The sequence below is a fragment of the Pontibacter sp. GD13 genome (genome assembly GCF_058216355.1).
On the sequence record NZ_JBYZMQ010000010.1, the window covers coordinates 88,917 to 100,670 of the forward strand.

Consider the following 11,754-nt stretch of genomic DNA (forward strand, 5'->3'; position numbering starts at 1 on the left):
CTATGGCAGAGGTAATTATTGAAGTTGAAAATCTATCGAAACTGTACCATTTAGGCAAAATAGGTACAGGATCATTCCGGCAGGACATGCAACGCTGGTGGACCACGGCACTACTCAGAAAGAAAGACCCCTTTTTTCTGGCCAGTAATACTGATACCAGTGCTGGCGAGGCCTTGTGGGCTTTGCAGGATGTCAGTTTCGAGGTTAGGAAAGGAGAGGCAGTAGGCGTGATCGGGGATAACGGTTCCGGCAAATCGACGCTCCTTAAAATCATCTCTCGGATTGTGCGGCCCACGCGCGGGGTGGTAAGAGGCTGCGGCAAGGTGAGTAGCCTGCTGGAGGTAGGCACCGGTTTCCACAACGAGCTGACAGGCCGGGAGAATATTTACATGAGCGGCTACGTGCTAGGCATGACCCGCCACGAGATTAAGGAAAAGTTTGATGAAATCGTGGATTTCTCAGGCATAGAACGTTTTCTGGATACGCCTGTGAAACGCTATTCCTCAGGCATGTACGTTCGGCTTGCCTTTGCCGTGGCAGCACACCTGGAGCCTGATATTCTGATCGTGGACGAAGTGCTGGCTGTGGGAGATACCGATTTTCAGAAAAAATGCCTGGGCAAAATGCGGAAGATATCACAGACCGACGGCCGCACCATACTTTTTGTGAGCCACAGCATGCAGGCAGTAAACAGCCTGTGCGACAAAGCGCTGTGGCTACACAAAGGAAAGGCGCAACAGTGGGGAAATGCGGCCGATGTGGTTAACAAATATGTGTCGAGTATACAGAAGCATCGCCTGAAGCAGGTTTGGGACACTCCGGAGAACGCCCCCGGAAATGATTTGATCCGGATGCAGTCCGTCGAGATTGTGCCGCACCTTGATACGCCCGGGCAGGCCCTGGATATTCGTACCTCCCTTACCGTTAAATTCAAGTTCTGGAACCTGCAGGATGGCGTGAACATCAGTACCCGTATCCTACTTTTTTCATACAACGGCGAATGCATCTTCAATGTACTTTCTGCGTCCGTACACTGCTATAAGTCGGGCACCCTGGAGGGGGAGTGCACCATACCGGGCGACTTTCTGAATGATGGCTCTTACTATATTTCGTTTAACATTTTAAAAGACACAGCGGTGCACTTACTGGATTTTAATGAGTGCCTCTCTTTTGAACTGGAGGACTACAGGGGAGATTTGCCGTGGTTTGGCAAGTGGTGGGGGGCGGTGCGACCGCAGTTCCCGGTTTACCTGGAGCAAACCGACCTGGTGCTTCGCTAGAACCTTACGCTTTTTATCCCTGATCCCATTTCCTAAACACAACGTACCCTAATCGCAACACCCATGGCCACCGCAGTACTTGACCTGGATATAGAAAACCTGCCACCCGGCGTCCCAACCCTTCCGAAATACACCAGGGCTTTTGTGTTATTGCGGTTTAAAGGCAAACCTATTGGCAGGGTTTTGCTTGAGGTGAAGGACGGGTATCTGTCGATCTCGGAAAATATGTACCCGGTCATTGATGCTGTCAGCAAAACACTGTGGCTTAGCCAGGTACACGATTACCTAAACTGGGACGTACGGCAAGTGCCAGGCTACCTCCCTCCCACTGCCACCGTAGCCGTTTGCACCCGCGACCGGACCGATGACCTGAAACGCTGCCTGGAGGCACTCATGCAACTGCCAGATCAGGGGCAGGAGTACCTGGTGATTGACAACTGCCCAACCACCGAGGCTACCCGGCACTTGGTGGCCAATTACCCCCGCGTGCGCTATGTGCGCGAAGCGCGCCCTGGCCTGAACGTGGCCCGCAACCGCGCCCTGGCCGAGGCGCAAACCGAGGTGGTGGCCTTTACGGACGATGATGCCACGCCGGATGCGGGTTGGCTGCAAGGGCTGCTCATTAATTTCAGCAACCCCCTGGTGCAGTGCGTAACCGGTTTAACGATGCCCTTGGAGCTGGAGACGGAGGCGCAGGAGAGTTTCGAACAGTTTGCGTCTTTCAGTCGGGGATTTGCCAGGAAAGAGCATACCAACAAAACCGCCAACCCACTGGCTACCGGGCGGGTTGGGGCCGGTGCCAACATGGCTCTCCGAAAAAGCGTGTTTAGTGAAATTGGTTTTTTTGACGAGGCCCTGGATGCAGGAACCCCAACCCACTCCGGCGGCGACCACGATATCTTTACCCGCATCTTAGTGGCCGGTTATACCATTGTTTACGACCCCGCTGCACTTAGCTGGCACCGGCACAGAAGAAGCATGGCAGAGCTGCGGGCTACCATTTATGGCTATGGCGTGGGCGTGTATGCCCTGTTCACCCGCCACCTGACGCAAAACGGCGAATGGGGTGTGTTTCGGGTGGCCTTTAACTGGTTCTGGCGCGGGCAGCTGCGGCTACTGGCAAAAGCGCTGCTGAAACGTCCCTGTGCCATGCCCTTCCATCTGATGGTCGCCGAACTGCAGGGTTGCCTTCATGGCCCATGGGCCTATCATACGTCGAGAAAGAAACTTCACAAACAGCCTGCCTGATGAAGAAGGACACGCACATCAGCGTCATCATCCCGACGCACAACCGGGTAAGCTCACTGGAGACCTTACTTCTGGGTTTAAGTCAGCAAACGTTCCCCCAGCACCTGATGGAAGTGATCGTGGTGGCGGATGGCTGCCATGCTTCAACCGCAGAACTGCTCCGGAACTTTAAGGCACCCTATACGCTAAAGTACATCGAACAAAGCAGCCAGGGGCCGGCAGTAGCCCGGAACCGGGGGGCAGCTATTGCTTCGGGTAACCTGCTCCTGTTCCTCGACGACGACATCGCCCCCTCCCCGGGCCTGGTCAGTGCACACCTGAAAGCCCACCAGGGCCCTAGAAGCGTGGTGATCGGCTACCTGCCGTATCGGTCTCCTAAATTCACAGGTTTTTACATTGGGCTGCTCAGGGCCTGGTGGGAGAACAAGTTCCACCACATGCGGTACAGTAACTACCGTTTTACTTATGAAAACCTCTTGAGCGGCAATTTTTCCATCTCAGCCTCCTTCTTTGGAGAACTCCGCGGGTTTAATGAATCGTTGGCCTGCCGCGAAGACTATGAACTGGGTGCACGCTTGTTAAAAGCCGGTGCAGCCTTTGTGTTTTCAAGGGATGCCTGGGGTTACCACTGCGATGAGGCAACAGATTTCGAAAGGTCGCTGGAGCGAAAAAGGCAGGAAGGGATTGCAGATGTACAACTCGCCAGGCTACATCCTAACCTGCTTCCATCCATGCGATTTGCAGCCTTTAAAACTCCCTATACCCGCAGCAAAGCCACGCTGCTGTTCCTGGTATACAGCTTCCCTCTACTGGGTTCCTTCCAGTCGTGGGCGCTCCGAAAATGGCTAAAGGTGTTGGAAAGGGCTAAGTTGCGGGGGCAGTGGCACAAGCTGGCTTTTCAGTTACAGTTCTTCTGGTACATGAAAGGGGTGGCCGCACAAGTAAACACCAGGCAGCAACTGCAGCAGTTGCTGCATCAACGCCCCACCCCTGTTGCGCCTTTATATACACTCGACCTAAAAAAAGGAATTGCGGAAGCGGAGGCCCGGTTAAACAGAGACTCCCCGGCAGGGGCGGCTTTGTATTACGGCAAACAGTTTATAGGCAACATCCCACCTGTGGCAGGAGCCGAGCGGCTTGGTGGCAGGCACTTGCGTGGGCAGTTGGCAACAACATTGGCATGGCCCTTCTACCAGGCCATGCTTTTAGAAGGAGCCACTCCGCATAAAGATGCTGCAGCTTTCCGGATAGAGACTCCACTCCATCAGCACCTGACTTATAACCAGACACTACCATGGCTAACAAGGTAATACAACTTGAACTCTCGGAGGGAATAAACGACCTGCCTCTTGAGGCTGGCTATAAATATTACCGAATCCTGGTTCGGCTGAACCACATGCCAGTGGGCTGGGTGAACATCCCCTGTTCCGGAGAAAAAATCATCGCTGCCGCGGCACTCTCGGAAGCTATACATAAACAGGTGGGCTGGCAGTTAATGCTCCTCACACACAAGAACCAGTATACTCCACAGGCGCAACCCGGCGCAGCGCCGGAAGGGATAAGCGTGGTGGTATGCACCCGAAACCGCACCGATTACCTGGCAAAATGCCTGCAAGCACTGCTGGCGCTAGATTACCCTGTGTATGAGATCATCGTGGTTGACAACGCCCCCTCTAACAACGACACCTATCAATTGGTTGCTGGCCTGAGCAGTTTAAACCCGGGCATTAAGTATGTACTGGAAGCGCAACCCGGCTTGAACAGGGCACGGAACAGAGCCATTGGCGAGGCACGCTACAACCTGATTGCCTTTACAGATGACGATGCCCAAGTGGACCGGATGTGGTTGCAGGCCATTGCCACAACCCTGCAAGACGAGACTATAGCAGCTGTATCGGGGTTTGTTGCCCCTGCCGAGATGCACACGAAGGCCCAGTTTATTTTTGAGGTTGGCTACGGCGGCATGGGGCACGGATTCCGGCGCAGGACGATTGCAGGCGCTAAGCTCAACGAGCGGCAACGCCTTCGGGCTGCCAGCATGGGAGTTGGCGTAAACATGGCCTTCCGGCGGCACGTGTTCGCCCACGTAAATGTGTTTGACACGGCGCTGGAAGTTGGCACGCCAAGCAGCGGCGCCGGCGACATCGAAATGTTTTACCGCGTGTTAGCCCATGGCCACACCATTGTTTATCAGCCGGCCATGTTGGTTTGGCACACGCACAGAAAGGAGCTGACAGCCACTAAAAAGCAGATAAAAGATAACGGCCGCAGCTTTGGGTGCTACCTGATCACCTGCTATCAGCATAAAACTGTGGGGCTCTCTGCCATAACTAAATTCCTTTTATGGAACTGGTTCGCCAAATGGAATCTGAAAAACCTGGTGAAACCGCCGCGCCACCTGCCCAGATCCTTTTCCCTGATAGAACTGCAAGGCATGCTACAGAGTCCGTTTGCTTATGCCGCCTCTCAGGCATTCAACAGGAGAATCAACACTGAAAAGGCGCACGAAAGGTGAGAAGTAGGTTTTTGACGGGGTGATTTGAAGTTAACACTATGCCAACACCCACCAAGGTGTTTCTCGGATCGAAGATTAATTAACGCTTAGCATTATACTTAATTTGGAAGATTTAGCCATCCATCATATATCAATAGGTATATAAATATAAATATATAAAATATTTCTAAAATTATTAAAATACGCAAAACAATTACATAAAAAAAGCGAATAAGATAAAGTCACCTTATTTAATACCAACAGGTCAGTCCTGTGCTTGAAACCTGTGCTGCTTATGATCCGGATACCGCTACAACCTCCTACTATCAAACCCTTGCTCCCAGACCGCCAGCAGCCCTGCTGGTCGGTGATGGTACCGGTATATAATTGCGCCACCTATTTAAAGGAAACGCTGAACAGTATCCTCTGCCAGGGCATCCCGGAGCAGGACATGCAGATAGAGGTTGTGGACGACGCCAGCACCGATACAGACGTAAAGGCTTTGGTTGAGAGCGTGGGGAAGGGCCGGATTTTATACTTCAGGCAAGCAAGCAATGTAGGCAACCTGCGTAACTTTGAGACTTGCCTGAACAGGGCACGGGGCAGATACGTCCATATTCTGCACGGAGACGACCATGTGCTGCAAGGCTACTACGCCAAGATAGAGACGCTTTTTGAGCAACACCCCGAAGCAGGTGCCGCCTTCTGCCGCTACAATTTTATTGACGAGTCGGGTAAACTCATTTCTGTAAAACAGAATGAAGGCAAACAGGATGGCATTTTGGCAAACTGGCTGGAGCGCATCAGCGAACGCAACAGGATACAATATGCGGCTATAACGGTGAAACGCGAAGTATACGAGCAGCTCGGCGCATTTTATGCCACCACGTACGGGGAGGACTGGGAAATGTGGGTGCGCATCGCACGCCATTTTCCAGTGGCTTACTCGCCTTCCGTTCTGGCCGCTTACAGAAAGCACCAAACCTCTATTACCGCCAACAAGTTTCTAACCGGCCAAAACCTGCAAGACCTAGAACTAACAATGGCGCGTATTCAGCAGCACTTACCGGCCAACAGCCGGCATACCGTACTAAAAAGGTCCAGGAGATACTATGCTGGCTATGGCATTCGCACGGCCAACCAGTTATGGGAACGGCTGCACGACCGGAACGCAGTGCACGCACAGATCAAGCATGCCTTACAACTTTACATGAGCCCATGGCTCTACCTGAAAATCACCAGGTTATACCTTAAAATGTTGATCAGCAGCCTATGAAGCCCGGAATCTCTATCGTGATCTGTACCTACAACGGGGAAGGAAGACTGCCCGAAACCCTCTTTCACATCCTGAAGCAAAAAGTGCGGCATAATTTTGCCTGGGAGATACTTGTGATTGACAACGCTTCAACGGACAACACCACCCCCGTGGCTTTAGATATTTTAGAAAACCAGGAACAGGGCATCCCCTTCAGCTTGCTCTACCAACCCCAGCAAGGGCTAACATATGCCCGCGAAATGGCGCTGGATAATGCCCGCTATGAGTTTATCCTGTTCTGCGATGATGACAACTGGCTGCACGAGGATTATATCGACATTGCCTACAGCCTGATGATGGAGCACCAGCACATCGGTGTACTCGGCGGCAAAGGGGAATTGGTGTATGAAACAGATCCGCCTTACTGGGTCATGAAGTTTCCGAAATTCGCGAACGGCCAGCAGGCAAAACAGTCAGGACTGGTACCTTCGAACGCTGTTTACGGTGCCGGCTTTGTACTGCGCAAATCTGCTTACGATAATCTGCTGAAAGCAGGGTTTAAACCACTGCTAACCGACAGGGTGGCGACTAACCTGAGTTCCGGAGGGGATTATGAGCTGTGCTATGCCTTATCCTTAGCCGGCTATAGTGTTTGGTACGACGACAGGCTGCTCTTTAAGCACTACATAACCAAAGACCGCATAGACTGGAGCTACTATATCCAGTTCTTCGAGGAAGGTTCGGCATGCTTTGAGGTTCTTATACCTTATCAGATCGTTACCAGGTACGGCAGCAATTCGGTCTTCTCGTTCAAGCTGCGCCTGCTGCAACGTTTTATTAAGAATCTGAACGTATTTATCGCCATTGCTTTGATGAAGTCCATGCTTCCGAAGCAATCACTTAAAGGCAAGCTGTTTCTCCTTAAGTTCCTGGCTCTAAAATCGCGGCTGCACAGCTATAGAAAGTATAAAAAGATGAAATCCCACTTTAAGGATATTGTCTCATTTAGAAACGAGAAGCTTCGCACCCTGGAGTTCCAGCGCCAGTACACAGCAAAACAGTTTGGGCTCAAGTATAAACCAGGTCCTATGCCCCCGCCACTCTAGGCTTTTACGTGCCAAATGCACTGTCGTGGGTGCGGCAAAAAAGTATGCATACCCAAACCGCACGTTAATCCAGGTCCCGATCGCCGCGCTTTAGTTCCTCTACAGAGCGCATCACTTTGTCCTGCAGGCTTCTTTTATACTTTTCCAGCCTGTCTGCCACAGCGGCATTGGCAGTGCCGATGATCTGAGCGGCCAAAATGCCTGCATTCAGTGCGCCGTCCAATGCCACAGTGGCCACCGGTACGCCTCCCGGCATTTGCAAGATAGAAAGCACGGAGTCCCAGCCATCGATGGAGTTGCTGGATTTTACGGGTACGCCGATAACAGGCAAAGTGGTGAGCGACGCAACCATGCCAGGCAGGTGCGCAGCGCCACCGGCACCGGCAATGATCACTTTCAAGCCTTTCTTGCGGGCATTCTCAGCATACTCGAACATGCGGTGCGGGGTGCGGTGCGCCGACACAATGGTGACCTCATGCGCCACTCCCAGGTTTTCCAGTATCTCGGCGGCGGCAGCCATCACCCGCAGGTCTGACTGGCTACCCATAATAATACCCACCAGGGGTTGTGCATTTGTTGTTTCCTCAGTCATGGTTTAGGCTTTTACTTTAATTAGGTTTTTAACTTGACCGGCACGCTCCTGCGCTTCTGCCACATCTTTACCCAGTACGGTAATATGTCCCATTTTTCGGGCCGGGCGCGTGTATTTTTTACCGTACAGATGAATGTAAACACCCGGCACGGCCAGCGCCTCCTGCAGTCCTTCGTAGGTTGCCTCCCCCTCAAAACCAGCCTCGCCCAGCAGGTTCAGCATCACGGCGGCACTCTGGGTTTCGGTAGAGCCCAGGGGCAGGTTAAGTATGGCGCGCAGGTGCTGTTCGTACTGCGAGGTGTAGTTTGCCTTTATCGTATGGTGCCCGCTGTTGTGCGGCCGGGGCGCCACCTCGTTCACCAGAATCTGCCCGTCTTGGGTCAGGAACATTTCCACAGCCAGTATGCCCACCATGCCAAAGCTCTCGATCACGCGCGTGGCAATCTCAATGGCCAGGCGCTGGGTTTTATAGGCGATGTTGGCAGGGGCAAAAAGCGAGTCTACCAGATTATGCTCCGGATGAAAGCTGAGCTCCACCACCGGGAAAGCGGTTACCTCGCCGCTGGCATTGCGCGCCACGATCACGGCTACTTCTTTTTCGAAATCAACCAGTTTCTCCAGCACTGACGGCTCTTCGAATGCCTTGGCCATGTCTGTTTGGCTGGCAAGGCGCGTCACGCCGCGTCCGTCGTAGCCTTCACGGCGCAGTTTCTGGAAGGCTGGCAGGAAGTCCAGGTGCTGAGCCAGCTCTGCCTTCTCCTGCAGCAGTAAAAAGTCGGATGTCGGGATGCTGTTTTTACGGAAGAACTCCTTTTGTGCCCCTTTGTCCTGTATAGTGCGCACGGTGCGGGCATCGGGGTAAACCTTCACCCCTTCCTGCTCCAGTTTATCGAGGGCATCTGCGTTTACATGCTCGATCTCGATGGTCAGGATGTCGCAGCGCTTGCCGAAGGCGTACACAGTGTCATAATCGCGGAAGCTTCCTACAAAAAACTCGTGGCAGATAGCCTTGCAAGGGGCGTCTTTGTCGGGGTCTAACACCAGGGTGTAGAGGTTAAAATCTAACCCGGCCTGCAGCAGCATGCGCCCCAGCTGTCCGCCTCCGAGTATGCCCAGCTTTACTTCTCCTTTCATAGTGTTTCTGGTTTGGGGTATTCGTTTTTCAAAAATACAGATTATACTTTAATCAGCCCTCCTATTACGTGCATAACTGCCAAAGCTTTGTTTTGCCTAGATTAAACCCTAATTTTGAGGCTATACTTTGCTCCGCACAATCAGTTTATGGAAATCATACTTGCCACCTTCTCCGCCCTTTTCTCAGTTGTTAACCCGTTCGGGGCCATGCCTGTGTTCCTTACCCTCACCCAGGACGATACCGCCGACAGCCGTAACCAGCAGGCACTGAAGGCTTGTTTATACATGGTGGGCATTCTGGCTGTCTTTTTTCTGGCCGGGCAGTATGTGCTTAACTTCTTCGGTATCCGCATCCATGACCTACGCATTGCCGGCGGCCTGATGATCATGCGCGCCGGGTTCGATCTGCTGACACCGGGTGCCAACAAAAAGAAAATCTCACCAGATGTGGTAGAAGAGGGCCAGCTGAAAGATGATATTTCGTTTACACCGCTGGCCATGCCGATGCTTTCGGGCCCTGGTGCCATTGCCATCAGCATCGGTCTGTTCACTACTTCGCTCTCTTACCTGGACATGGTCATGATCCTGATCGGCATTGTGCTGCTGGCCATTGTCTCTTACATCATCCTGCGCTTCTCTTACCAGTTAACCCGCTACATGGGTAAATCCGGACTGGCGGCACTCTCGCGCATCATGGGTTTCATTGTTTTATCTATTGGGGTTAATTTTATCGTTTCGGCACTTACGGCGCTTTTCTTTACCGAGCGTTAAACAAGGGTAAGATTCTAATTGGCACAGCTGCCAAAGACAGGCCTTACACTTAGCCTCCGCGCAAGAAATACTGCCAAACAATTAACTAATCCGCAACAGTACCATAATGCCCCGGTAATCTCACTGTTATACTTTTACTTCCATAAAAAACAAAACTATGGAGGTGATATTAGCTGCCTTTTCTGCCCTCTTTTCAGTGGTAAACCCTTTTGGCGCAATGCCTGTGTTCCTTACCCTCACCCACGACGACAGCGTTGCCAATCGCAACGAGCAGGCTCTAAGGGCTTGCATCTTTATGGCGCTTATTTTATCGGTGTTTTTCTTTGCAGGCCAGTATGTGCTCAATTTCTTCGGCATTAGGTTATCTGACATTCGTATTGCAGGAGGGCTCATGATCATGAAAGCCGGGTTTGAGTTGCTTACCAGTAAAGCGCACCGTGGTAAAAAGGTATCTAAAGGCGTACTGAAAGAAGGGGTTCAGAAAGAAGACATCTCCTTTACGCCTCTCGCCATGCCGATGCTATCTGGCCCGGGGGCCATCGCCGTTTGCATAGGCATGTATTCTACAGCATCCACTTTGGCTGATATGTGTCTGATCATTTCTGCTGTCCTGCTTGTCGCAACCGTCTCTTTTGTAATCCTCATTTTCTCTCACCAACTGGTGAACTACCTTGGCAAGGCAGGTTTATCGGCACTGGCGCGGATCATGGGCTTCATAGTTTTATCCATTGGTGTTAATTTTATTTCTACAGGCATCCTTTCATTATTGCGCGGGTAGTATTTTACTGCTGAGCAGCTTTCTGTAAAGCTGCATATTCCCTATCTTTGCGGCATGCAATTGAAGAACGATCTGCTTATAAGAGCTGCCAAGGGCGAGGCTGTAGAGCGCACCCCAGTGTGGCTGATGCGCCAGGCTGGCCGAATTTTACCTGAGTACCGTGCTGTGCGCAACAGCCTGAGCGGCTTTAAAGAACTGGTCGAAACGCCAGAACTGGCCGCAGAGGTCACCATCCAGCCCGTCGATATACTGGACGTGGACGCGGCCATCATTTTCTCCGATATCCTGGTGGTGCCTGAGGCGATGGGCTGCACTTATGAGATGGTAGAGAAACGCGGTCCCTTCTTCCCCAGGACCATCCGCACGGAAGAAGACCTGAAGCAATTGCGCATAGCCGACCCACAGGAGCACCTGCACTATGTATTGGAGGCGATTAAGGTGACCAAAAGGGCTTTGAACGGCCGCGTGCCACTCATCGGCTTTGCCGGCGCCCCCTGGACCATTCTGGCTTACATGGTAGAAGGAAGCGGCTCCAAAACGTTCTCGCACGCGCGTGGCATGCTGTACACCAACCCGAAGCTGGCTCACCAGCTGCTGCGCATGATCACCGATACCACCACCGCTTATTTAAAAGCACAGGTGGAGGCAGGTACCAACCTGATCCAGATCTTTGATTCCTGGGCGGGCATCCTTACCCCGGCGCACTACCGCGAATTTGCGCTGCCTTATATTGCTGAGATCTGCGATGCCATCCAAAACGTGCCGGTCACGGTTTTTGCCAAAGGGGCCTTTTTTGCACTGGAGGATTTCAGCAGGTTAAACTGCGAAACCATTGGCCTGGACTGGAACATGGAGGTTAAAAAGGCGCGGGCGCAGGTGGGGCCTAACAAAACCCTGCAGGGCAACATGGACCCCTGCCTGCTCTACAGTTCCTTCGATACGATCGAGAAAGAAACCATCAAGATGCTAGAAGCGTTTGGTCCACAGCGCCACATTGCCAACCTGGGCCACGGGGTATACCCGGACACAGACCCTGAGAAGGTGAAATGCTTTGTGCAGACTGTAAAAGCGTATAGTAACAGGTAGATCTGGTATG

11 protein-coding genes are annotated in these 11,754 nt (G+C 52.3%); 9 read left to right on the forward strand and 2 right to left on the reverse strand.

The window, feature by feature from the left end:
• The first annotated feature begins 2 nt into the window (after positions 1–2).
• The 6 genes from AC4BAN_RS13815 to AC4BAN_RS13840 all read left to right on the forward strand — a co-directional run bounded on the left by AC4BAN_RS13815 (position 3) and on the right by AC4BAN_RS13840 (position 7,383).
• The gene (locus AC4BAN_RS13815; RefSeq protein WP_490564994.1) at positions 3–1,280 is read left to right on the forward strand and encodes an ABC transporter ATP-binding protein; all 1,278 of its coding nucleotides are present in this window, start codon (positions 3–5) and stop codon (positions 1,278–1,280) included.
• 63 nt (positions 1,281–1,343) lie between these two features.
• Positions 1,344–2,528, forward strand: a complete 1,185-nt coding sequence (locus AC4BAN_RS13820; protein ID WP_490564995.1) for a glycosyltransferase family 2 protein — start codon at positions 1,344–1,346, stop codon at positions 2,526–2,528.
• Complete coding sequence (locus AC4BAN_RS13825; protein WP_490564996.1) at positions 2,528–3,838, forward strand: glycosyltransferase family 2 protein; 1,311 nt, start codon at positions 2,528–2,530, stop codon at positions 3,836–3,838. The genes AC4BAN_RS13820 and AC4BAN_RS13825 overlap by 1 nt, the downstream gene beginning before the upstream one ends.
• Positions 3,823–5,043, forward strand: a complete 1,221-nt coding sequence (locus AC4BAN_RS13830; protein WP_490564997.1) for a glycosyltransferase family 2 protein — start codon at positions 3,823–3,825, stop codon at positions 5,041–5,043. The genes AC4BAN_RS13825 and AC4BAN_RS13830 overlap by 16 nt, the downstream gene beginning before the upstream one ends.
• A gap of 274 nt (positions 5,044–5,317) precedes the next feature.
• Positions 5,318–6,298, forward strand: a complete 981-nt coding sequence (locus AC4BAN_RS13835) for a glycosyltransferase family 2 protein (RefSeq protein WP_490564998.1) — start codon at positions 5,318–5,320, stop codon at positions 6,296–6,298.
• On the forward strand, positions 6,295–7,383 hold the full coding sequence (locus AC4BAN_RS13840) for a glycosyltransferase (RefSeq protein WP_490564999.1): 1,089 nt from the start codon (positions 6,295–6,297) through the stop codon (positions 7,381–7,383). The genes AC4BAN_RS13835 and AC4BAN_RS13840 overlap by 4 nt, the downstream gene beginning before the upstream one ends.
• Before the next feature lie 64 nt (positions 7,384–7,447).
• On the opposite strand, the gene purE is transcribed toward AC4BAN_RS13840, so the two are convergent.
• Both purE and AC4BAN_RS13850 read right to left on the reverse strand, forming a co-directional pair.
• Entirely contained in the window at positions 7,448–7,975 is a 528-nt protein-coding gene (gene purE / locus AC4BAN_RS13845) for a 5-(carboxyamino)imidazole ribonucleotide mutase (RefSeq protein WP_490565000.1), read from the reverse strand.
• 3 nt (positions 7,976–7,978) lie between these two features.
• Positions 7,979–9,109, reverse strand: a complete 1,131-nt coding sequence (locus AC4BAN_RS13850; protein ID WP_490565001.1) for a 5-(carboxyamino)imidazole ribonucleotide synthase — start codon at positions 9,107–9,109, stop codon at positions 7,979–7,981.
• Between the two features lie 147 nt (positions 9,110–9,256).
• Between AC4BAN_RS13850 and AC4BAN_RS13855 the strand changes: the two genes are divergently transcribed.
• From AC4BAN_RS13855 to hemE, 3 genes are all read left to right on the forward strand, one after another.
• Complete coding sequence (locus AC4BAN_RS13855) at positions 9,257–9,880, forward strand: MarC family NAAT transporter (RefSeq protein WP_490565002.1); 624 nt, start codon at positions 9,257–9,259, stop codon at positions 9,878–9,880.
• A 157-nt stretch (positions 9,881–10,037) separates the two neighbouring features.
• A complete protein-coding gene (locus tag AC4BAN_RS13860) occupies positions 10,038–10,658 on the forward strand; it encodes a MarC family NAAT transporter (protein WP_490565003.1) in 621 nt (206 codons plus the stop codon).
• Between the two features lie 54 nt (positions 10,659–10,712).
• The gene (gene hemE / locus AC4BAN_RS13865; RefSeq protein WP_490565004.1) at positions 10,713–11,744 is read left to right on the forward strand and encodes a uroporphyrinogen decarboxylase; all 1,032 of its coding nucleotides are present in this window, start codon (positions 10,713–10,715) and stop codon (positions 11,742–11,744) included.
• The last annotated feature ends 10 nt before the right edge of the window (positions 11,745–11,754 follow it).